The following is a 21,096-nucleotide window of genomic DNA, read 5'->3' as shown; positions in this document are numbered from 1 at the left end:
GGCAAGGAGGCCCACCATGAGCACCGCGACACTCGACACCACGACGTCCGAGCGGGCCGCCGAGACCCCTGTCATGCTGGCTGTGTCCTACCTCCGCGTCTCGACGCGGGAGCAGGCCGAGCGCGGCGGCACCGAGGAAGGCTTCTCGATCCCCGCCCAGCGCGAGGCCAACGCGAGGAAAGTCGACGAGCTGGGCGCGCGGATCGTGCGCGAGTTCATCGACGCCGGAGAATCAGCGCGCTCAGCGGATCGCGACGGGCTACAGGACATGCTGGCGTTCATCGCCGCGTCGCGGGTGCAGTTCTGCATCGTGCACAAGCTCGACCGGCTCGCCCGCAACCGCGCCGACGACGTGAAGATTCACGAAGCTCTCATCAGCGCAGGTGTCACGCTCGTGTCGGCGACGGAGTCCATCGACCAGACGCCTTCGGGGATGCTCCTCCACGGCATCATGTCCTCGATTGCGGAGTTCTACAGCCGCAACCTCGCCACCGAAGTCACCAAGGGCCTGTCGCAGAAGGCCGCGCAGGGCGGCACCCCGATGCGCGCACCGGTCGGCTACCTTAACGTCCGCCGGACCGACGAACAAGGCCGCGAGGTGCGCACAGTCAAGGTCGATCCCGAACGTGCCCCACTGATCGCGTGGGCGTTCGAGCAGTACGCCAAGGGCGAGGGTTCCGTGACTGCGCTGCTCCGCGACCTCACGGCGCGAGGCCTGGTGTCGGTGCCGTCGCCAAAGCGTCCGTCGAAGCCGCTGGGGAAGAATGCCCTCTACCGGGTGTTGACGAACCCTTACTATGCCGGAGTCATCCGCTACAAGGGAGCACTTCACCCTGGCGCGCACGAGCCCATCGTGGAGCCCGCTCTGTTCGATCAGGTGCAATCGCTGTTGAAGGCGCGCAACGCGCACGCAACCCGACACGTCCAGCACGCCCACCACTTGAAAGGGCTGCTGCACTGCGGAACCTGCGGGTCGAGAATGCTGCTCGACTTCGCCACCAACCCGAGAGGCACGACCTACGCCTACTTCGTCTGCTCCGGCCGAGCCGCGAAGAAGACCGACTGCACTCGACGGGCGGTGCCGGTGCAGGTTGCAGAACGACTCGTTGCGGACTTCTACGCCAACATCACGATCAGCGAAGGCGACTACCGGCACCTCGCTGCCGAGGTCGACGCCGCGTTCGACAAGCGCAACGCGGGCAAGGATCAGGAGTTCGCCGACCTCACCGCGAATCGGGCGCGCCTGGAAGCCGAGAGCGACAAGCTGCTTGCCGCACACTTCGCCGACGCCATCGACCTGCCCACCCTCAAGCGGCACCAAGACCGAATCCGAGCCGGGCTTGCCAACATCGAGCAGCGCTTGCGTGAGCACGACGAGCAACACGTCGGCGGTCGAGCGTTCCTCCACGACAGCCTGCGGCTGCTCACCGACGCTCACCGCGCCTACGCCCACTCCGACGACGGAAGCAGGAGACTGGCGAACCAAGCGTTCTACACGCGGCTGGAGATCACCGAGGACGAGCAGCTACGCCCGCTCCTCGCCGAACCGTTCGCGACCATCGTTCATGAGGCAGCCGAAGGCAAGGAAGCCAAACAGGAACACTCCACATCCTCCGATGTCGCGGGTTCCCGTAAGACACATTGGGTGGGGCGTGCGGGGCTCGAACCCGCGACTGGCGGATTATGAGTCCGCTGCTCTAACCGGCTGAGCTAACGCCCCCAACCAGGCGAAAAGCATAGCGTCGCGAGCCGCTGCGCGTGACGGCGGGCCGGCTACAGGCGCGGGTTGGGCGACGGATTGCCCGGGCCGGACTGGTCTCCGCTCGGCTGGACCATCGACGGGCTGTCGCTGTAGGGGCCGCCGTCGTCTCCGGGGCTCGGCGAGGCGGGGCTTCCGCCGCCGCTCGGGCTGCCCGACTGCGGTGACCCGGATCCGGACCCGGAACCCGAAGCCGGCGAAGGAATCGGCTGAGGCGCGTCCACGAGCGGCTGGTTCTGGAACACCAGGATCGCGAGCAGCAGGGCGAGGGCTGCGATCAGGGCCATCAGCAGGAAGGCGACCAGCATGGTGATCCAGCCGGCGCGCTCCCTGCGGCCCGGCCAAGGGAGCGGCCAGACGCGCGTGGCGCCATGGCCCGTCTTGTCGATCCAGTGCAGCCGGTAGTCGGGGCCCGAAGGCTTGCTCAGCGGGGGAGTGCGGGTCAGGTCGATGGCGAGCAGGATGCGGGCAGCCTCGTCGACGGCACGCTGCGAGCCGTCGAAAGCGAGCGCGACCCACGGGGCGAGGGGAGCCTTGCGTTCCAGGACGGGGTCGTCGTCCTCGCTGCGGAACCGGCCCGCCATCCGGCCCTCGTTCTGGCCCTCGCCACCGCGGGCGACGACCGTATCGATGTGCATGGCGTTGATCTCGCCGGAGAAGCGTGCCCTTGCCGCCGCGTCCCGGGCGGCGCCCTCCGAGAGGAGAAGGAGCATGACGGAGTCGCCCCCGTCCTCGTGGGCGACGAAGGCCATGCCCGCTGGGGTGGCGGTAAGGCGGGCGTCGAGCCAGAAGTCGCCCACCTTCACCGGGTCCTGATCGGCGAGGGGGAACTGAGGGGCGAGTTCGACGGGCGGGACCGGGGCGGTCTCCGGCACGGGGTTCGAGGCCGCGCGAGTCACCGTCGGAGTGTCGTCGAATGCCTCCGGCGGGGCGGCGCGCTGCGCGTCGCGCGCCTCACCTGACCCCTGTTCGGGCTGATCCTCAGTGCTCATCGTCACCTATCGAACCACATCACCCCAAGCAACCGATGGGCATCCGGGCGACGTCATCACAGTTGGGTGCTCCGACTTGGGCGCTATCGTAGACGCGGATCTCTATTCCAGAAGGAGCACCGCGTGAGCACACCGCCCACCGAAACCGCGAAGTTGCCGGCCAACGTCGCCGATGCGGCACAGGTCCTTGGCCAGGCGATCAGCCAGGTCCAGCGCGTCATCGTCGGCCAGGAGCACATGGTGCAGCAGCTCATGGTCGCGCTCCTCGCCAAGGGACACTGTCTCCTCGAGGGCGTGCCCGGCGTCGCGAAGACCCTCGCGGTGCGCTCCTTCGCGACCGTCGTGGGCGGAGACTTCGCCCGCATCCAGTTCACCCCCGACCTGGTGCCCTCGGACATCGTCGGCACGCGCATCTACTCGGCGAACTCCGAGAGCTTCGAGATCGAACTCGGCCCCGTCTTCGTGAACTTCGTCCTCGCCGACGAGATCAACCGCGCACCAGCGAAGGTGCAGTCGGCGATGCTCGAGCTGATGGCGGAGAAGCAGGTCTCGATCGGCGGAAAGACCTACCCCGCGCCCAAGCCGTTCATCGTCATCGCGACGCAGAACCCCGTCGAGTCCGAGGGCGTCTACCCGCTCCCGGAGGCGCAGCGCGACCGCTTCCTGATGAAGGTCGACGTGCCCTACCCGCGCGGCAACGAGGAACTGGAGATCCTGCGCCGCATGAGCGTGCGCCCGCCGGAGGCCGAGCAGGTGCTCGACACCGACCTCGTGCTGCACCTGCAGGACATGGCCTCCAACGTCTTTGTGCACAACCTCGTCGCCGAGTACATCGTGCGCCTCGTCCTCGCCACGCGTGCGCCCAAGGACTTTGACATGCCCGATCTCGACAACGTGATCCAGATCGGCTGCTCGCCCCGTGCGACCCTCGGCCTCGTCGCGGCCGCACGTGGCCTCGCGCTGATCAACGGGCGCGACTACGTGCTGCCCACCGACGTCCAGGCAGTCGCCAAGGACGTCATGGCGCACCGCATCGTGCTCGGCTTCGACGCCATCGCCGACAACATCAACCCGATCGACGTCGTCGAGCGGATCCTGGCCATGGTTCCCGCACCCACCCCAGTGTGGAACCAGGAACAGCGCCGCGCCAGCCACGAACAGCACGCGCACCAGCCCGGTCGCGCCTAGGACATCGTGGCCCAGCCGGACTTCTCCTTCAACGGCCCACCGCCACAGGGGCCGCCCATGCTCGCCCCCGACGACCGTCGCGGGGCGGCGATGTCGGTGCTCAAGCCGCCGTCCGGTCCCACCATCCCGCTCAACAAGCTTGCCCCCGAGGCGGCGCTGCGCAGGCTCGAGCTGACCATCGTGCGCCGGCTTGAGGGCTTCCTGCACGGCGACCACCTCGGCCTGCTGCCCGGCCCCGGGTCCGACACCAACGACGCGCGCATCTATCAGCCGGGCCAGGACGACGTCCGCAAGATGGACTGGGCGGTCACCGCCCGCACCACGGTCCCGCACGTCCGCGACACCATGGCCGACCGCGAACTCGAGGTGTGGGCACTGCTCGACGCCACGCCCTCCATGAACTGGGGGACCGACGGGATCACCAAGCGCGACCTCGGGATCGCGGCGATCGCCACCATCGGATTCCTCAGCCAGCGCATGGGCGACCGCTTCGGCGGCATGATCTTGCTGCCCGACAAGGTGAAGCGGTTCCCGGCCCGGTCGGGCCGCACCGCCCTGTACGGGCTCCTGCGCAAGCTGCTCACCGAGCCGATCGTCCCCGACCACGCATCGGGCGAGCTCGAGCTCGCAGACGGCATCGAGCAGCTCACCCGCACTGAGCGCCGACGCGGCATGCGCGTGGTCGTCTCCGACTTCCTCACCCCGGGCGACTCGGAGCTCGACCCCAACGTGCCTCCGCCGTGGGAACGCTCGCTTCGCCGGCTCGCGGTACGCAACCAGGTGCTCGCCGTCGAGGTGGTCGACCGGCACGAGATCGAGTTCCCCGATGTCGGCGAGATGCTGATCCGTGATCCGGAGACCGACTTCTCCCGATACGTCAACACCTCCGACGAGGGGGCCCGGCGCCGGATGGACGCCGCGACGACGGCCCAGCGAGAGCGGATCAAGATCGCCCTTCGCCGCTCCGGCGCCGGCCACATCCAGCTGCGCACCGACCGCGACTGGGTCGCAGACATCGCACGGTTCGTGCTGAACTACCGCCGCGTGGCAAGCTTCCTGCACCAGCCACCGCAGGGGGTGAGCAAGTGATGGACTGGGTTCCCGAGTTCCAGAATCCCGGCCGCCTCTGGACCCTCGCCCTGCTGCCGGTGCTGATCATCGCCTACCTGATCGTGCTCAGGCTCAAGGGCCGGGTCGCGCTGCGCTTCACCAACACCGGCGTGCTCGGCCGCGTCGTCGGCTCGCAGAAGCGGTGGACGCGGCACCTGTTCGTCGCCATGTCGCTCGCCTCTCTCGTCGTGCTCGGCCTCGCCTACGCGAACCCGCTCGGCACAGACAAGCAGCCACGCGAACGCGCCACGATCGTGCTGGTGATCGACACCTCACAGTCCATGTCCGCCGAGGACGTCCCCCCGAACCGGCTCGACGCAGCCAAACAGGCGGCCCAGGACTTCCTGCACGAACTGCCTGACACCTACAACGTCGCTGTCGTCTCCATGGCAGGCACGCCGTCCATCGTGATTCCGCCCACCACCGACCGCGGCGCGACCGAGCGCGCGATCGATGCGCTCGAGCTGGCAGACGGCACCGCCATCGGCGACTCGATCACCACGGCGCTGAAGGCGGTCGACCAGGCCCCAGCCGGCGACGAGGAGGAGGCGGCGCCCGCGATGATCGTCATGCTCTCGGACGGCACCAACACCGACGGGCCACCGCCCGCCGAGGCGGCCACCCAGGCCAAGCAGCGCGAGATCCCCATCTACACGATCGCCTACGGCACCCAGAACGGGTTCGTCGACCTCGACGGCAAACGTGAGAACGTCGCCCCCGACACCGCTACGTTGAAGTCCATTGCCGACGCCACCGGAGGCACCGCGGTCGACGCCGACAACGCCGACTCGCTGAAGAGTGCCTACAAGGAGATCGGATCGGCGATCGGCTACGAAGAGGTCAAGAAGCCGATCACCGCGACCTACGCCGCAGTCGCGCTCGGGTTCGCCGTCATCGCCGCCCTCGGCGCCGTGTTCATGGCTGCGAGGTGGCCGCGATGATGATCCCGCTCGCCATGGAGTTCATGGCCCCGCAGAGGCTGTGGGCACTGGCCGTCATCCCCGTGATCGCGGTGCTCTACGTGTTCCTCGCAGGACGGACCAGCTCGCACAAGCGCGCCATGAGCCGTCGCCTGCAGCTGGTCGTGCCCAAGGACGCCGCCTGGAAGCGGCACGGGGCGGTACTGCTTGCGCTGCTCAGCCTCGGCGCGCTCGTGGTCGCCTGGGCCATCCCGAAGGACTATGTCGACAAGCCGCGCGACCGGGCGACCATCGTCGTGGCCATCGACGTGTCGTGGTCGATGGAGGCCGAGGACGTCGACCCGAACCGTCTCGAGGCGGCCAAGGTGTCGGCCAAGAACTTCGTCAACTCGTTGCCCGAGCGGTTCAACGTTGCGCTCGTCACCTTCGCCGGAACCGCCGACGTCGCGGTCCCGCCGACCGTCGACCGCGGTGCGGTCGACCGGGCGATCGACTCGCTGGAACTCGCACCGTCGACCGCGGTCGGCGAGGGCATCTACAAGAGCCTCGACGCGCTCAAGCTTGTCGCCCCCGATCCCGACGACCCCGAGGCCGTGGCCCCGGCCGCCATCGTCCTGCTCTCCGACGGTGCGACCAACATCGGTCGCTCCTCGGCCGGTGCGGCGCAGGCGGCGAAGGACCAGAATGTTCCCGTGTACACCATCGCCTACGGCACCGACGACGGGTACGTCATCCAGGACGGCCAGCGTCAGCGCGTCGCCGTCGACCACTACGAACTGAGCGAGATCGCCAAGATCTCGGGAGGCAAGAAGTACGCCGCCGAGTCCAGCGGCCAGCTCACCGAGGTCTACGAGGCGATCCGCGAGTCGGTCGGCTACGAGAAGGTCCCCGCCGAGATCACCGACCGCTACGCCGGCTACGCGATCGCGTTCGCCGTCCTCTCCGCCCTCGGCGTCATCTCGCTCGGGGCCCGCTGGCCGTGAGCGTCACCGACAACCTGGAGGCCGTGCGGCGCTCCATCGACGAGGCCTGCCGGGACGCGGGGAGGGATCCGTCCGAGGTGCGGCTGCTACCCGTCAGCAAGTACCACCCCGTCTCAGCGATCCGTGAGGCGGCGCACAACGGGTACGTGCTCTTCGGCGAGAACCAGGCTCAGGAACTCGCGGCAAAGGCCTTGGAGGTCGGGGCCGAGGGCATCGGTTTCGCAGCCATCGGCCACCTCCAGACGAACAAGGCGCGGCTGGTCGCCGAGCACGCCGTCGAACTGCACTCCCTCGACTCGCTCAAGCTCGCCGAGACGCTCCAGCGCCGCTGCGAGGCGCTCGGTCGGCGCCTTCCGGTGCTGGTCCAGGTCAACACCTCGGGGGAGCCTGCCAAGTCGGGCATCATGCCTGCGGAGGTGGTCTGCTTCGCGCACGCGCTCAGCGCTTTCGACGCACTCGAGCCGCGCGGGCTGATGACGATGGCCGTCAACTCCCCGGTCGACGACGAGGTCGCCGCCTGCTTCCAGCGACTGGCCCGGGCACGGGCACGGGTCCGCGACGAGTTCGGCGGCTGGGACGAGCTCAGCATGGGCATGTCCGGAGACTTCCGGATCGCCATCCGCGAGGGCTCGACCTGCGTGCGGATCGGCACCGCGATCTTCGGGGCCCGTCCGGCGACAGCCTGAGCCCGGTTCCCCAGGCTCAGAGGTTCTCGATCTCCAGGGCCGGGACGTCCGGGCTCGGCGGCATGCCGAAGACCTGCTCCAGGAACGACACCTGCGCCTCGAGCGCGAGGCGGCGCGTGGCCATGGCGCGGAAGCCGTGGCCCTCACCCTCCAGCATCAGCAGCGCGACGGGCTGGCCGGCAGAACGGACCGCATCGGCCATCTGGACCGCCTGGTTCGGGGGCACCACCTTGTCCTCGGTGCCCTGCAGGATCAGCATCGGCGTCGACAACCGGTCAAGGTGGTTGATGGGGGAGCGTTCCTCGTAGACGACGCGCCCCTCGGGCCACGCGGCGATCAGCCCCTCCGGGTACCGGGACTCGGCCTTGTGGGTGTCGGTGACGAGCGTGGTCAGGTCACCGATGCCGTAGCGGCTGATGCCCGCAGCGTAGACGTCGGTCGAGGTCAGCGACCTCAGGGTGGTGTACCCACCGGCGCTGCCGCCGGTGATCGCGACCCGGTCCGGATCGGCGAGCCCGCGGGAGGTCACCTCGCTTACGGCCGCGACGGTGTCGCTCACGTCGAGCAGGCCCCACTGGCCCCGCAGCCGGTCACGGTAGGCGCGGCCGAAACCGGTCGAGCCCGAGTAGTTCACGTCGAGCACCGCGAATCCGCGCGACACCCAGAACTGGATCGTCGCATCGTGCCCAGAGGTGGCCATGCTGGTCGGGCCCCCGTGGGTCATGACGAGCAGCGGGGGCAGCTCGACGGCCACGGGCCGGTAGAGCCAGCTCTGGACGGGGCCCGCTTCGCCCTCGACCCAGATCGACTCGGCGGTCGAGACATCCCCCTGCGACCCGGTGGCTCCTGCGACGGTCTCGACCGATCCGTCGGGTCGGATGGCCTCGAGCGAGTTGCCCCGGTCGGGCCACTCGGCAACCACGTACAAGGCATCGCCGTCGATCGCGACCGACTCGATGTCGGTGGTGCCCGGAAGCGGTGAGGACACCTGACCGCTGGCCGGCGACCAGACGGCGAGCGTTCCCGCCCCGTCCTCGTAACACAGCGTGGCGATCCGGTCGTCCGGGTAGACGGCGGCGGCCGCGGGATTGAGCACCCACAGGGGGCGCGCGCAGTCCCGGTCCAGCGTCCAGGTCGGACCGCCCTGGACGTGCCAGTTCCAGAAGCCGGAATCATCGGCCACGTAGGCGAGGCGGCCGGAGGGGAGCCACAGCGGGTAGCCGGCCGAGACCCCGTCGGTCGAGGCGACCGGGGCCGCATCGGCCGGATCAGCGAGCGACGCCGTCCATACCGAGCAGGTGTCCCAGCTCATGTTCGGGTGGTCCCACTGCTGCCACGCGACGCGGCCCTCGCTGACGACGATCGAGGCGTAGAAGTCGGCCCCGGTCGCGAGCACCGTGCCGCCGTCGGGGTTGTCCGTGTCGAGCGAGAGCGCGACGATCTCTGTGCGCGGCTCCGGCGTGACCGCATGGTCTTCGCGGACGGCGAGCAGCACCCCGTCTTCCAGGCTGAGGCACAGCCCGCCGAAGACGTGGTCGGTGCCTGCCTGCGTGAGCGCCCGCACGCCGCTCCCGTCGCGCAGCCAGACCTGGCGCGTGCGGTCGTCGACGTAGGCGAGGCTCGACCCGTCGACGGCGTAGGCCCCGCCGCCGTACTCCATCGCTCGGGAACGCACGGAGGCGTCCGGCGTCAGGTCGACCACCTCACCGTTCTGGAGGCATCGCACCGTGGTGCGGCCGTCCTCGGCGGCGATCGTGGCGAGCCAGTAGAGGGCCCCGTCGCTCGCGCGGACCTGGGACACGGCGTCGGGATAGTGCAGGACGGAGTCGACGGGAAAAGCTTCTCGCATGTTGTGCTGTATAGCCGATCGATTCGGCTGCGGCAACCGGATCCGCGTCGCAGACTGGCGTGCATGGGCCTGTGGCTGCGCCCTTCGCGGCCAAGAAAACAGAGGAGAAACCCATGCAGTTTCACCGTAGAATCGCCGCCGCCCTCGCGGCGGGTGCACTTCTCGCGACCTCAGGCGTGCTCGCCGAGGCCGCTCCCGTCTACGACCCGCCGAAGCCGGCGGTCACCGTCTACAACACGCCAGGAGTGCAGTTCGTGAACGGACGCACCTGGCGTACGCAGTGCGACATGTACTCGTCCAATGTGGTGCGATGTCGCACCGAGATCTGGGCCACCCAGGTGATCAGGCAGGGCACAAGATACCGCCAGATCAACGGCTGGGCCTTCAACAACCTGACCTACCTCCCCAGCGATCGCGACCTGTGGAAGGGCAACAACCTGGCCCACAACGCCAACTGGACCTCGACCGACGGGCGCCGCTGGCGCACCGAATGTGACACCTCCACCACCGGAAGGGGAGGCTGTCGCAGCTACATCTATGCCTGGGTGGTCGCCAGCGTGGACGGAGGCTACCGCACGCAGCAACGGTGGATCTTCAACAACCAGGTGCAGTTCTCCAGCTCCGCCGTCCCCGACGTCACGACGGTTCCGAAGTCGGCCCTCGCCCGGGCGGTGCTCACGCCGACCGGATTCGGCCCGATCCAGATCGGGACGAAGGTCAGCGACATGCACGGCGCCTATCTCGCGCCAGGAAACCTCTGCAGCGAGCACAGAGCCTCGGCCGAGGTGCGCGCACTTGGGGTGGATCTGATGGATTACCGCAACGCAACCATCGGCAACCTGTGGTCCGGGAGCAACACGACCCCCATCGGCGACGCGAGCGGCGTCTCGACGTTCCGGCTCGGCATGACGCTCGCCGATCTGAGGGCGGCGTTCCCGGGAAAGGTGAAGCTGGTCACCCGCAACAGCGAGGGCGGAGCCTTCCAGGGCGCGGCCATCCAGGAGGGCGGCGTCGAGCTCCTCTTCCACAAGGACTGGGAGGACGGCGACATGATGAAGCTGCTCCCCACCGACGTCCTCACCGTCGCACGGGCGAGGGAGGCAAGCGCAGACCACTTCTACGGCTGCTGAGTCCGAGCCGTTGCGCGGGCACCGCGGCTGATGCACAATGGGCACGAGTCCTGGCTGAGTCGAATCGCAGGGGAAGGCAATTAGGCCCAACCAGGAGGTACAACCGATGTCTGCCCGTTTTGAGACGAGGCCAACGACGCGCGGGATGATCTTCATCCACTCCGCGTCGGCAGCGCTGTGCCCACACGTCGAGTGGGCCATCGGTTCCGCTCTCCAGTCACGCGTCGATCTCGACTGGACGGCCCAGCCCGCCCAGCCGGGAACGCAGCGCGCCGAACTGTCCTGGAGCGGATCGCCTGGCACCGGAGCCCTCCTCTCGACCGCACTCAGCCGCATCGGCCAGCTGCGCTTCGAGGTGACGGAAGAGCCCAGCGCCTCCTCCGACGGTCAGCGCCACTGCTTCACACCGTCGCTGGGGGCCTACTCGGCCGTGGTCGGGATCCACGGCGACATCCTGATCCCGGAGGACCGGCTGCGGCACGCCGTCGCCACCGAGGCGCTCGGCGGCGAGCCGATCCTCAGCGCCCTCGAGGATCTTCTCGGCACCGCGTGGGACGAGGAACTCGACGTCTTCCGCTATGCGTCGGAAGACGCCCCCGTGCGTTGGCTGCATCACGTCGGCTGACCCCCTGGACTGGCGCTACTTCTCCCTCGGCGCCATGGTTACGACTCACCGCCACCCCTGATCCAGGTGGCGGTGAGTCGCGTCCGGGGCCAAACACCCTTGCCAGGACCCCCTTCGGGAGGTGGGGGTCTCCGGAGGACGTGGCCCGACTCGTCGGATGGCTGGTCTCCCCGGCCGGTTCGTGGATCAGACGTTGGCGTTCTGGTTGGTCACCGCGACGGCGACGTTTGCGCCGCCGAAGCCGAACGAGTTGTTGACGGCGGCCAGGTCGCCCTCGGGGAGTTGACGCGTCTCGTTGACTGCGATGTCGATCGGGAGCCCCGGCTCGAGGTTCTCGATGTTGATCGTCGGCGGGACCGTGCGGTCCTTGAGCGCCATGACGGTTGCGAACGTCTCAAGGGCGCCTGCACCGCCGAGGAGATGCCCGGTCATCGACTTGGTCGACGTGACGACGACGCCGTCGACCGCGGAGCCGAGTGCGGTGGCGATCGAGTTCGCCTCCGTGACGTCGCCCTGGGGGGTCGAGGTGCCGTGCGCGTTGACGTGGACGATGTCGCTCGCCTCGAGCCCGGCGGCCTTGAGCGCCTTGATCATCGCCTGGGACTGGCCCCGGCCCGTCGGCTCGGGTTGGACGATGTCGTGGTTGTCGTTGCTGATCCCGGCGCCGGCGAGCGTCGCGTAGATCTTCGCCCCACGGGCCTGCGCCGACTCGAGCGTCTCGATCACCATGATCACCGAGCCCTCGCCGAGCACGAAGCCGTCACGGTCGGTGTCCCACGGGCGCGAGGCGCGCTCCGGGTCGTCGTTGCGACGGCTGAGGGCCTGCATCTGGGCGAACGCGTTGAGCGGGAGCGGGTGGATGACGCCCTCGGTGCCGCCGACGACCGCCATGTCGGCGCGGCCGAGCTGGATCTGGTCGAAGGCGAGCGAGATCGCCTCGTTCGACGACGCGCAGGCGCTGACCGGGGCGTGGACGGCGGCTGCGGCGCCGAAGGTGAGGCCGAGGTTGGCGGCGGGAGCGTTGGCCATCAGCATGGGGATGGTCAGCGGGGAGACCCTGCGCAGCCCCTTCTCCTTCTGCACGTCCCACTGACGGAGCAGCGAGTGGAGGCCGCCGATGCCGGTGCCGACGGAGACGAGCAGCCGGTCCGGGTCGATGTCGTTGTCCTCGCCGAGACCGAGGCCTGCATCGGCCCACGCCTCGAGGCCGGCGACCATCGCGAGCTGGGAGGAGCGGTCGAGGCGACGCGCCGCGACGCGGTCGAGCCGCTCAACGGGGTCGGCGGTCTCGGCCGCGAAGGTGACAGGAAGGTCGGCGGCCCACTCCTGCTGCAGCGTGTGCACGCCGGAGCGGCCCGCCAGCATGGCCTCCCAGGTGCTGGGGGCGTCGACGCCGAGCGGGGTGAAGGCGCCGAAACCGGTGATGACGACGGTGCGGGACATGCGGGCTCCTGTACGGGAGGACGGGCAGATGGGTGGTGGGCGGCCCTCGGTCGATGCCTGCGAGGGCCGCCCCGAGCGTCAGTTCTGGGCGCGCTCGATGTAGGCGACGGCGTCGCCGACGGTCTTGAGGTTCTTGGCGTCCTCATCAGGGATCGAGACGCCGAACTTGTCCTCGCAGGCGTAGATGATCTCGACCATCGACAGCGAGTCGACGCCGAGGTCGTCGACGAAGGACTTGTCGAGCTGGACGTCCTCGGTGGCGACGCCCGCGATGTCGTTGACGATCTCGGCGAGGTCTGCGCGGATCTCTTCAGTGCTTGCCATGGTTGGCTCCTTCTTCTTGAGGTGGTTGTGCGATCAGGGCAGGATCAGGGTCTGGCCGGCGAACACGAGGCCCGCCCCGAACCCGATGATCAGTGCACTGTCACCGCTCTTGGCCTGCCCGGATTCGAGCAGAGCCTCCATCGCCAGCGGGATCGAGGCCGCGGACGAATTGCCCATCTGGATGATGTCGCGGCCGACCACGACGTCCTCGGGCAGCTTCAGGTGGCGCAACATCGAATCGGTGATCCGGTTGTTGGCCTGATGGGGGATGAAGCAGTCGAGTTCCTCGGGAGTGAGGCCCGAGGCCTCGAGGGTCTCGACCGCCTTCTCGACGATGGCCGTGGTGGCCCACTTGAAGACCTCGCGGCCCTCCATGTGGATGTGCGGGCCGGTCTCGCCCTCGACCTGGCGCCAGTCGTCGATCTCGATGACGCGCGCTGCCTCGGGCTTCGACCCCCACACCGTCGGCCCGATGGCCGGCTCGGTGGAGGGTCCGACGACGACAGCGCCGGCGCCGTCGGAGAACAGGAAGGCCGTCGAGCGGTCCGTGATGTCGGTGTACTTCGACAGCGTCTCGACGCCGACGACAAGCACGTTCGTCGCGGAGCCTGCCCTGACCATGGACTCGGCCATGCTCACGCCGTAGCAGAACCCGGCGCAGGCGGCGGAGATGTCGAAGGCCGCGGGAGCGCCGAGGCCGAGCCGCTCGGCGAGGATGCAGGCCAGTGACGGGGTCTGCTGGAAGTGGGAGACGGTCGACACGATGATCGCGTCGATGTCGGAGCGCTGCAGGCCCGCGCGCTCGATGGCCTTTGAGGCGGCATCGACGCCGAGCGTCTCGGCGTCCTCACCGTCGGCCACCCAGCGACGCTCGGTGATGCCTGTGCGCTGCTCGATCCACTCCGGGGTGGAGTCGATCATCGTGCACATCTCTTCGTTGGTGACGACGCGGCTGCCGCGGGTACCGGCGACGGAGAGGAGGCGGGCGTACTGCGCGCCGGTGGAGGACTTCAGGGCCACTGTGGATCTCACTCGGATTCGGGCTGGCTTGCAGCGTGGATGGAGACGAACTCGCGGGCATCGTCGAGCTGGTCGGGGGAGTTGAGGTGGAACAGCGCCACACCCTTCAGGTTGCGCTGCGCGATCTTGGTCAGGGTGCCTGCCGGCGCGAGCTCGAGCAGGCCGGTGACTCCCATGGCGTCCATGGTGGCCATGCACAGGTCCCAGCGCACGGGATTGGCCACCTGGTTCACCATGCGGGCGAGCGCGTCGGCCCCCGACGTGACGACTGTTCCGTCGGAGTTGGTGAGCAGGGCGATCCTCGGGTCGGATGTCTGGACGGATTCGGCCACGGAGCGCAGATGTGCGACGGCGGGTTCCATGTGGACGGTGTGGAAGGCGCCGGCGACGCTCAGCGGTACGAGGCGGGCCCGGCGCGGCGGGTTCTGGGCGAGCAGTTCGAGTTGTTCGACGGTGCCTGCGGCGACGATCTGACCGGTGCCGTTGTTGTTGGCGGGGGTGCAGCCCGCGGCCTCGATGGCGGCGAGGACCTCGTCGCGGTCGCCCGAGACGACCGCGGTCATGGAGGTGGGGCGCGCGGCGGAGGCCTCGGCCATGGCCCTTCCTCGTTCACGCACGAGGAGCATGGCGTCCTCGTCGGAGATCGCACCTGCGATGGCCATCGCGGCCAGTTCGCCGACGGAGTGGCCGGCGGTGACTCCGATCGAGGTGACATCCGTGCCGAGCAGCGCACGCGCCGTGAGGAGAGCCGAGGCGACCAGCAGCGGCTGGGCGATGGCCGTGTCGCGGATGGTCTCGGCATCGGCCTTCGTCCCGAACTGCGCGAGATCAAGCTCGCTGACCTCGGACAGTGAGGCGAGCCGGGCGGCGAGGTCGCCGTCCTCGAGCCACGGGGCGAGGAAGCCGGGGGTCTGGGCGCCCTGCCCGGGCGCGACGATTGCTAGCACGAGTCCACCTTGCCCGCTCGCCCGCCGGGCAGGGGTTGCGAATCGCACGAAATTGCCGACGGCCCCGTTGTGGGAAACCCACAACCTCTCCCGGGGCAAATGCCGCGTGACTGGGGACCTGCTTTGTCAGGTGCCGTGAATGACACCCATGTCATTGACCCTCGGCTGGTCAGTCCTGGAGCCGACCGAGCGTGATGGCCATCCGCAGCACGTACGCCTCCCGGGCGTCGGCAGGGTTGTACCCGGTGACGTCCTGGATCCGCTTGAGGCGGTAGCGGACCGTGTTGGGATGGACGAAGAGAGCGCGCGCCGTCGCCTCCATCGACGATCCCGCGTCGAGGAATCCGACGCAGGTGTCGAGCAGCTCCTTGTTTGCCGCCAGCGCGGGATAGATCTCCCCAGCGAGCGTCCTGCGGGCGTGGCCGTCGCCCGCGAGGGCCCGCTCGGGGAGGAGATCGATGGCGAGCATCGTCGGGGGACCCTCCGGCCAGGCCTTCGCTGCACGGTACCCGGAGGCGGCCGCCCTCGCCGACTTCGGGGCGCCGGAGAGTCCGTCGACCGTCGGGCCGACCACCACCGCGCCCGGGGCGAAGAACTCCTGCAGCTTCGCGATCCGCTCGCACGTCTCGACGGGCTCACCGACGCCTGCGCCTCCGATGATGCACACGAGGCGGTCGCCCTGGGGTGCGGCCAGCACGTCGAGCTTCAGCTTCGCGGCGGCCCTGCGCAGCGAGTCGAGGACGTATCTTCCGTCCGCGCCGTTGCCCTCGGGGGCTCCACCGATCGCCACGACCACCTTCGACTCGGTGTTCCAGCCGAGCGTCGAGGCCCTGGAGATGACCGACTCGTCGGTCTCCGCCCGCACCACGGCGTCCACGACGGTCGCCTCGATGCGTGAATCCCACGCCCCGCGGGCCTCCGCCGCCCGGGCGTAGATCGCGGCGGCCGCGAAGGCCACCTCACGCGAGTAGTGCACGATGCCGAGCTGCAACGGCTGCCTGTCACCGCGGGGGAGCAGGTGCTGAATCTGCTCTTCCACGACGTCGGTGGTGGTGCGGACGAGATCGACCGTCTGCCGCAGCGTGATCCTGCGGGCCATCGCGCGGGGGGCAGCGTCGAAGATCGACTCCGGCTCGAACGGCTCTCCCGAGAACCACGTGACGAAGCCGTCGATGCCCGACCGCGCGAGCACCCCGATCCACGAGCGCGACTCGGCGTCGAGTTGGCCGAACCATTCGTGGCGCGCGGTCAGGGCGGCAAGCGTCGCCGTGTTCATCTCGGACGTGGCGCCCGTGAGACGCTTGACGACCCCGGACCGGGCGCGGGCCGATGAGATCAACGCGGGCGCGGTGCCGGGGCGGGGTTCCATCCCGCCAGCCTAACCGTTCGCCCGCCTGCCCCGACATGCTCCGATCCGCCGTCCACGGTTCGGGCAGCGTGAGCGACTCTGTCGGCTGCGCGTCGGCGCCGCTAGGGTGAGCGGGATGGCACGCAAGGTATTTGTGATCGGCATGGGCCCCGGAGGTTTCGGGCAGCTCACCCTCGACGCGGTCGAGGCGATGAACAGCGTCGACGCCTTCCTCGTCGCCGACCGCAGCGAGGACCAGCCTGACCTGGTGTGGCGACGAAGCGAACTGATCCGTCGCAACGTGCACCGCGCACACCGCGTGATCACCGTGCTGGACACCGCCAAGGTGCATCCCGACGACGCAGACATCGATGCGGCCCGGCTCGCCACCTACTCGCAGATCCTGAGCGGGCTGACCGACGATGCGACGGTCGGCTTCCTCGCCTGGGGCGACCCGGCCCTGTACGACTCCATCCTGCGGGTGGTCGACGCGTTGCGAGAGCAGATGAGCATCGACGTGACGGTCATCCCTGGCGTCAGCGCCCCGCAGGTGCTGGCAGCCGCGCACCAGATCGCCCTCAACCGGGCGGGTGAGAGCGTGCATCTCACCACGGGACGCAGGCTGCTCGGCGAGTACCGCGAAGACCTGGGCGACGTCGTCGTGCTCAACGACCCGGACTTCACCTGCCGGGGTCTCGTCGAGGAGTTCCCGGACACCGAGCTCTTCTGGGGGGCCTACCTGGGCACCTCCGACCAGGTGCTCGCCAACGGCCCGCTGCGTACCGTCGTCCCGGAGCTGCTGGCTCTGCGCGCGCAGCTGCTGGCCCACCACGGCTGGATCCAGGAGATCTACCTGCTGCGCCCCTCGTCCTGACCGCGGGAGGACCAGCTTGCGAGAACCGCTGTGCGGCGGCTCGAGCGTTGCTAAATTGTCGGCGCACTAATGCCAACGACGGGACAGGCCACGCTCATGGAAGCCCTACAGAAGACCCTCGACGCCATCTCCTCCTTCGTCTGGGGGCCATGGCTGCTGATCCCGCTGCTGCTGCTCACCGGCCTCTGGCTGACGATCAAGCTGCGAGGAATCCAGTTCCGCACGCTCGGATCTGCCATGCGGCTTGCGCTCTGGGAGCGCAAGGACGACGACGCAGAAGGCGGCGACATCTCCCAGTTCCAGGCGTTGACGACGGCGCTGGCTGCCACGGTCGGCGTCGGCAACATCGTGGGCGTCGCCACCGCCATTTCGGTCGGCGGCCCCGGCGCCCTGTTCTGGATGTGGGTGACCGGACTCGTCGGCATGGCCTCGAAGTACTCGGAGGCCTTCCTCGCCGTCCGGTTCCGCACCGTCGACTCGAAGGGGAATGTCTCCGGCGGGCCCCAGTACTACCTCAAGAAGGCGCTGCCCGGTAAGTGGGGCGTCGCGCTCAGCGTCTTCTTCGCCGTTTTCGCCGTGCTGGCCAGCTTCGGCATCGGCAACATGACCCAGGCCAACGCCGTCGCCGAGAACGTGCACGACGCGTTCGGGGTCCCGCAGCACATCTCCGCCATCGTCATGGTCGTCTTCGTCGGCCTCGTCATCCTCGGTGGCATCAAGGCCATCGGCAACGTGACCGCCGCCCTCGTGCCGATCATGATCGTCTTCTACGTCCTTGGCGCGCTCTACATCCTGATCGTCAACATCACCGACGTGCCCGGAGCGCTCGCGCTGGTCTTCGGCCAGGCCTTCACCGGGCAGGCGGCGGTCGGCGGCGCGATCGGTGGTTTCCTGATCGCCCTGCAGATGGGTGTCGCCCGCGGCATCTTCTCCAACGAGTCCGGCATGGGCTCTGCCGCCATCGCCGCGGCTGCCGCCCAGACGACCCACCCCGTGCGTCAGGGACTCGTCTCGATGACCCAGACCTTCATCGACACCCTGATCGTCGTCTCGTGCACCGGACTGGTGCTTGTCACCACCGGTGTGTGGAACTCCGGCGAGAGCCCGGCCGTCCTGACCTCCATGGCCTTCAGCCACGGCCTCCCCGGCCAATGGGGCGGCTACATCATCGCCATCGGCGTGATCCTGTTCGCGTTCTCCACGATCCTCGGCTGGTCCTACTACGGCGACCGGTGCGTCGAACGTCTCTTCGGTGCCGGAGCCACCCTCTGGTACCGCATCGTGTTCACCATCGTGGTCTACATCGGCGCCACCATCCCGCTCGGCATCGTGTGGTCCTTCGCCGACATCATGAACGGCCTCATGGCGCTGCCCAACCTGATCGGGCTGCTCGTCCTGTCGGGCCTCATCGCACGGGAGACCGCCCACTACCTGAAGAACGACCCGAAGTTGCGCGCCAACAAGGCCCGCGTCGACGAGTTCATGGCCGACCAGCCGGCGACCTCCGACCGCTGAGCTGTGACGTGGCGGGCGCCGTCGCAAGCCCGACGACCGACGACGCCCGCGGCGCTACGCTGTGCCGCATGAAGTCATCCCTTGCCACGGATCTCGCGCAGGTGACCCGATGACGGGGCGGGTCACGCTCCTGGGCGGCGGGCCGGGGGACCCCGACCTGATCACCGTCGCGGGGCTCAAGGCGCTGCAGCGCGCCGATGTCATCGTCTACGACCGGCTCGTCCCGCTCGCGCTTCTCGACGAGGCCCGCGAGGGGGCCGAGCTGATCGAGGTCGGAAAGGTGCCGCGCGGACCGTTCACCCCGCAGGAGCGGATCAACGAGATCCTCACCGAGAAGGCGACGGCCGGGCTCGACGTCGTCCGGTTCAAGGGCGGCGACTCCTTCGTCTTCGGGCGTGGGGGAGAGGAATGGCTCGCCTGCCAGGCCGCCGGGATTCCGGTGAGCATCATCCCTGGCGTGTCGTCGTCCATAGCCGCCCCTGAACTGGCCGGAATCCCCGTCACGCACCGCGGTGTGGCCACCGGCTTCACCGTCGTGTCGGGCCACGTCGCCCCCGACGACGAACGCAACGACGTCGACTGGGCCGGGCTCGCCACCGCGGGCAACACCATCGTCATCCTGATGGGCGTGAAGAACCTTCCCGAGATCACCACTGCACTGCTCGACGCGGGTCTGGACGGTGGCACCCCGGCCGCCGTGGTCGCGGATGCGGGGCTGCCGACGATGACCGTGCTGCGTTCCACTGCGGGGGCGGTCGCCGAGGCCGCATCGCAGGCAGGGATCCGGCCCCCTGCCGTGTGTGTCATCGGGGCCGTCGCGGGTCTGGGTCTGACGTGACCGGCCTCACGCCTTCGGCGGCACTGCGCGAGTACGCCTTCTGGCTCGAGCGGGAACTGGCAGACACCTACCGGGTGCGCGCCTTCCGGGAGGCAGCCGAGGTGGCGGACGGGCTCGCCGCCTATCCGGAGACCGAGGCGGGCTGGCGGGCGCTCAGAGGCTTCGGGCCGAAGACCGCGGCGATCGCCGCCGCCGCGACCGCAGGCAGGCTGCCGGAGGCCCTGCAGAAGCGCCGCGAGGCGGGGGCCATCTCGCTCGACCCCGCCGGCGACGACCTCAGATCCCAGCTGCGAGGCGACCTGCACATCCACACCACCTGGTCGGACGGAGGATCCCCGCTCGCGGAGATGGTCGCCGTCGGCCAGGCACTCGGGCACGAGTACATGGCGATCACCGACCACTCGCCCCGGCTCAAGGTGGCCCGCGGACTGACCCGTGAGCGACTGGTCGCGCAGTGGGACGAGATCGCCGAGGTCCAGGCGGACGCCACGATGCGGATCCTGCGGGGGATCGAGGTCGACATCCTCGCCGAGGGGGCGCTGGACCAGGCCGACGACCTGCTCGACCAGCTCGACATCGTCACCGCCTCGGTGCACTCCGACCTCAACGCCGACTCGGCCACCATGACGAGGCGCATGGTCGGTGCCGTCTCCAATCCGCACACCACGGTGCTCGGACACCCGACGGGACGCAAGCTTCGTGCCGACGCAACGTGGCGCGGCCAGTCGTCGTTCGACGCCGAGCTGGTCTTCGCCGCCTGCGCGATGTTCGGGGTCGCGGTGGAGATCAACTCCCGGCCAGAACGCAAGGATCCGCCGCTCGACCTGCTGCTGCTGGCGAAGGAGGCGGGCTGCCTGTTCAGCATCGACTCCGACGCCCACGCGCCCGGCCAGCTCGACTTCCTCGTCTACGGCGCCGCCCGCGCCGTCGAGGCAGGCATCGAGCCAGAACGGATCATCACCACCTGGCCGGTCGACCGCCTGCTGGAGCATGCGAAGAGGCATGCCTCCTGATCAGTCGAGCTGCTTGGCCAGTTCGATCTCGGACTCGGCCTCGTTGTTCGCGTACGGCGTGGTGACACCCGTGTCCACATAGCCCATCCTCGCGTAGGCGGTCCTCGCCGCGGCCGCGCCCTCATGCACGTCCAGGTAGAGCTCGCTGAAGCCGAGCCCCCGGGCCCAGTCCTCGACCCGCTCCACCACCTTCTCGACCAGCCGTCGGCCGCGGTGGGACGGGGTCACGTAGACCGAGAGCAGATAGGCGCGCGGTGGGACGTAGGTGCCGTAGACCCGCCCCGCGGCCTGTGCGACCCAGGCGTCGTCCTCCGCCGCGATGAACAGGGCGGAGTCGGGCGCCGACATGGAGGTCAGCCGCGAGGTCCAGCGCCCCTCGTCCCATGCCTCGACCCTCTCGAGGCGCTCCTCGAAGGATGACGGCGAGTCGCGCAACATCTCGAGCCGGAGCCGTTTCAACTCCGACGCCTCGTCCGGTCTGGCCCTTCGCACCTCCACGCCCATACCCACCATCGTAGGCAGCCACCTTCGC

Annotated in this window: 20 protein-coding genes and 1 tRNA gene; 12 read left to right on the top strand and 9 right to left on the bottom strand. The window is 69.1% G+C overall.

All coding sequences use genetic code 11. The features are described 5' to 3' along the window. Window positions 1-16 precede the first annotated feature (16 nt). A complete protein-coding gene (locus BW733_RS19930; protein WP_077352583.1) occupies window positions 17-1,687 on the top strand; it encodes a recombinase family protein in 1,671 nt (556 codons plus the stop codon). On the opposite strand, the gene BW733_RS00305 is transcribed toward BW733_RS19930, so the two are convergent. Further along, window positions 1,647-1,720, bottom strand: a tRNA-Ile gene (locus BW733_RS00305). The two genes, BW733_RS19930 and BW733_RS00305, sit on opposite strands and share 41 nt — an antisense overlap. A 53-nt stretch (window positions 1,721-1,773) precedes the next feature. Next, window positions 1,774-2,751, bottom strand: a complete 978-nt coding sequence (locus BW733_RS00300; protein WP_179947127.1) for a hypothetical protein — start codon at window positions 2,749-2,751, stop codon at window positions 1,774-1,776. Between the two features lie 123 nt (window positions 2,752-2,874). Here BW733_RS00300 and BW733_RS00295 point away from each other — a divergent pair, with 123 nt between their 5' ends. Genes BW733_RS00295 through BW733_RS00275 form a run of 5 tightly spaced genes read left to right on the top strand, consistent with a single transcriptional unit; the run spans window position 2,875 to window position 7,638 of the window. Next, complete coding sequence (locus tag BW733_RS00295; RefSeq protein WP_077346871.1) at window positions 2,875-3,939, top strand: AAA family ATPase; 1,065 nt, start codon at window positions 2,875-2,877, stop codon at window positions 3,937-3,939. A gap of 57 nt (window positions 3,940-3,996) precedes the next feature. Continuing rightward, on the top strand, window positions 3,997-5,028 hold the full coding sequence (locus BW733_RS00290) for a DUF58 domain-containing protein (protein ID WP_077352579.1): 1,032 nt from the start codon (window positions 3,997-3,999) through the stop codon (window positions 5,026-5,028). Beyond that, on the top strand, window positions 5,028-5,990 hold the full coding sequence (locus BW733_RS00285) for a VWA domain-containing protein (protein ID WP_169836062.1): 963 nt from the start codon (window positions 5,028-5,030) through the stop codon (window positions 5,988-5,990). Before BW733_RS00290 ends, BW733_RS00285 begins: the two co-directional genes overlap by 1 nt. Next, on the top strand, window positions 5,990-6,952 hold the full coding sequence (locus BW733_RS00280; RefSeq protein WP_418361335.1) for a VWA domain-containing protein: 963 nt from the start codon (window positions 5,990-5,992) through the stop codon (window positions 6,950-6,952). The genes BW733_RS00285 and BW733_RS00280 overlap by 1 nt, the downstream gene beginning before the upstream one ends. After that, window positions 6,949-7,638, top strand: a complete 690-nt coding sequence (locus BW733_RS00275) for a YggS family pyridoxal phosphate-dependent enzyme (protein ID WP_077346868.1) — start codon at window positions 6,949-6,951, stop codon at window positions 7,636-7,638. The genes BW733_RS00280 and BW733_RS00275 overlap by 4 nt, the downstream gene beginning before the upstream one ends. A gap of 16 nt (window positions 7,639-7,654) precedes the next feature. Here BW733_RS00275 and BW733_RS00270 read toward each other — a convergent pair whose 3' ends face one another. Next, window positions 7,655-9,487, bottom strand: coding sequence for an alpha/beta hydrolase family protein (locus tag BW733_RS00270; protein ID WP_077346866.1), 1,833 nt, complete (start codon window positions 9,485-9,487; stop codon window positions 7,655-7,657). 113 nt (window positions 9,488-9,600) lie between these two features. On the opposite strand from BW733_RS00270, the gene BW733_RS00265 reads away from it, so the two are divergent. Both BW733_RS00265 and BW733_RS00260 read left to right on the top strand, forming a co-directional pair. Continuing rightward, window positions 9,601-10,617, top strand: a complete 1,017-nt coding sequence (locus BW733_RS00265) for a hypothetical protein (RefSeq protein ID WP_077346864.1) — start codon at window positions 9,601-9,603, stop codon at window positions 10,615-10,617. 106 nt (window positions 10,618-10,723) lie between these two features. Continuing rightward, the gene (locus BW733_RS00260; protein ID WP_077346862.1) at window positions 10,724-11,242 is read left to right on the top strand and encodes a DUF3145 domain-containing protein; all 519 of its coding nucleotides are present in this window, start codon (window positions 10,724-10,726) and stop codon (window positions 11,240-11,242) included. Window positions 11,243-11,428: 186 nt separating this feature from the next. Here BW733_RS00260 and BW733_RS00255 read toward each other — a convergent pair whose 3' ends face one another. From BW733_RS00255 to BW733_RS00235, 5 genes are all read right to left on the bottom strand, one after another. Then, window positions 11,429-12,685, bottom strand: coding sequence for a beta-ketoacyl-[acyl-carrier-protein] synthase family protein (locus BW733_RS00255; RefSeq protein WP_077346860.1), 1,257 nt, complete (start codon window positions 12,683-12,685; stop codon window positions 11,429-11,431). Between the two features lie 78 nt (window positions 12,686-12,763). Next, complete coding sequence (locus BW733_RS00250) at window positions 12,764-13,009, bottom strand: acyl carrier protein (protein ID WP_077346858.1); 246 nt, start codon at window positions 13,007-13,009, stop codon at window positions 12,764-12,766. A gap of 33 nt (window positions 13,010-13,042) precedes the next feature. Beyond that, window positions 13,043-14,041 (bottom strand): beta-ketoacyl-ACP synthase III, encoded by a 999-nt coding sequence (locus BW733_RS00245; protein ID WP_418361325.1) that lies wholly within the window; start codon window positions 14,039-14,041, stop codon window positions 13,043-13,045. Further along, complete coding sequence (locus BW733_RS00240) at window positions 14,038-14,976, bottom strand: ACP S-malonyltransferase (RefSeq protein WP_077346854.1); 939 nt, start codon at window positions 14,974-14,976, stop codon at window positions 14,038-14,040. The genes BW733_RS00245 and BW733_RS00240 overlap by 4 nt, the downstream gene beginning before the upstream one ends. A gap of 169 nt (window positions 14,977-15,145) precedes the next feature. Continuing rightward, window positions 15,146-16,252 carry a PucR family transcriptional regulator gene (locus BW733_RS00235; protein ID WP_237268351.1) on the bottom strand — a complete coding sequence of 369 codons (1,107 nt, stop codon included), beginning with the start codon at window positions 16,250-16,252 and terminating at the stop codon, window positions 15,146-15,148. A gap of 208 nt (window positions 16,253-16,460) precedes the next feature. On the opposite strand from BW733_RS00235, the gene cobF reads away from it, so the two are divergent. From cobF to BW733_RS00215, 4 genes are all read left to right on the top strand, one after another. After that, window positions 16,461-17,198: a precorrin-6A synthase (deacetylating) gene (gene cobF, locus BW733_RS00230; RefSeq protein WP_077346850.1), complete on the top strand. Its 738-nt coding sequence runs from the start codon at window positions 16,461-16,463 to the stop codon at window positions 17,196-17,198. A gap of 96 nt (window positions 17,199-17,294) precedes the next feature. Further along, a complete protein-coding gene (locus BW733_RS00225; RefSeq protein ID WP_077346848.1) occupies window positions 17,295-18,713 on the top strand; it encodes an alanine/glycine:cation symporter family protein in 1,419 nt (472 codons plus the stop codon). 109 nt (window positions 18,714-18,822) lie between these two features. Next, window positions 18,823-19,551: a uroporphyrinogen-III C-methyltransferase gene (gene cobA, locus BW733_RS00220; RefSeq protein ID WP_077346846.1), complete on the top strand. Its 729-nt coding sequence runs from the start codon at window positions 18,823-18,825 to the stop codon at window positions 19,549-19,551. Then, complete coding sequence (locus BW733_RS00215) at window positions 19,548-20,564, top strand: PHP domain-containing protein (RefSeq protein WP_077346844.1); 1,017 nt, start codon at window positions 19,548-19,550, stop codon at window positions 20,562-20,564. Before cobA ends, BW733_RS00215 begins: the two co-directional genes overlap by 4 nt. On the opposite strand, the gene BW733_RS00210 is transcribed toward BW733_RS00215, so the two are convergent. Further along, window positions 20,565-21,068 (bottom strand): GNAT family N-acetyltransferase, encoded by a 504-nt coding sequence (locus BW733_RS00210; RefSeq protein WP_161490089.1) that lies wholly within the window; start codon window positions 21,066-21,068, stop codon window positions 20,565-20,567. Window positions 21,069-21,096: the final 28 nt, after the last annotated feature.

The organism is Tessaracoccus flavescens, assembly GCF_001998865.1.
GTDB lineage: Bacteria > Actinomycetota > Actinomycetes > Propionibacteriales > Propionibacteriaceae > Arachnia > Arachnia flavescens.
The sequence above is the reverse complement of the archived record's forward strand: the minus strand, read 5'-3'. Positions and strand labels throughout refer to the sequence as shown.

What these genes read in the sequence shown, in the direction of transcription:
- BW733_RS00250 (WP_077346858.1), bottom strand. Translation starts at nt 13,009, where the DNA reads ATGGCAAGCACTGAAGAGATCCGCGCAGACCTCGCCGAGATCGTCAAC.
- BW733_RS00290 (WP_077352579.1), top strand. Translation starts at nt 3,997, where the DNA reads ATGCTCGCCCCCGACGACCGTCGCGGGGCGGCGATGTCGGTGCTCAAG.
- BW733_RS00260 (WP_077346862.1), top strand. Translation starts at nt 10,724, where the DNA reads ATGTCTGCCCGTTTTGAGACGAGGCCAACGACGCGCGGGATGATCTTC.
- BW733_RS00235 (WP_237268351.1), bottom strand. Translation starts at nt 16,252, where the DNA reads ATGAACACGGCGACGCTTGCCGCCCTGACCGCGCGCCACGAATGGTTC.
- BW733_RS00225 (WP_077346848.1), top strand. Translation starts at nt 17,295, where the DNA reads ATGGAAGCCCTACAGAAGACCCTCGACGCCATCTCCTCCTTCGTCTGG.
- BW733_RS00300 (WP_179947127.1), bottom strand. Translation starts at nt 2,751, where the DNA reads ATGAGCACTGAGGATCAGCCCGAACAGGGGTCAGGTGAGGCGCGCGAC.
- BW733_RS00280 (WP_418361335.1), top strand. Translation starts at nt 5,990, where the DNA reads ATGATCCCGCTCGCCATGGAGTTCATGGCCCCGCAGAGGCTGTGGGCA.
- cobF (WP_077346850.1), top strand. Translation starts at nt 16,461, where the DNA reads ATGGCACGCAAGGTATTTGTGATCGGCATGGGCCCCGGAGGTTTCGGG.
- BW733_RS00285 (WP_169836062.1), top strand. Translation starts at nt 5,028, where the DNA reads ATGGACTGGGTTCCCGAGTTCCAGAATCCCGGCCGCCTCTGGACCCTC.
- cobA (WP_077346846.1), top strand. Translation starts at nt 18,823, where the DNA reads ATGACGGGGCGGGTCACGCTCCTGGGCGGCGGGCCGGGGGACCCCGAC.
- BW733_RS00265 (WP_077346864.1), top strand. Translation starts at nt 9,601, where the DNA reads ATGCAGTTTCACCGTAGAATCGCCGCCGCCCTCGCGGCGGGTGCACTT.
- BW733_RS00210 (WP_161490089.1), bottom strand. Translation starts at nt 21,068, where the DNA reads ATGGGCGTGGAGGTGCGAAGGGCCAGACCGGACGAGGCGTCGGAGTTG.
- BW733_RS00270 (WP_077346866.1), bottom strand. Translation starts at nt 9,487, where the DNA reads ATGCGAGAAGCTTTTCCCGTCGACTCCGTCCTGCACTATCCCGACGCC.
- BW733_RS00255 (WP_077346860.1), bottom strand. Translation starts at nt 12,685, where the DNA reads ATGTCCCGCACCGTCGTCATCACCGGTTTCGGCGCCTTCACCCCGCTC.
- BW733_RS19930 (WP_077352583.1), top strand. Translation starts at nt 17, where the DNA reads ATGAGCACCGCGACACTCGACACCACGACGTCCGAGCGGGCCGCCGAG.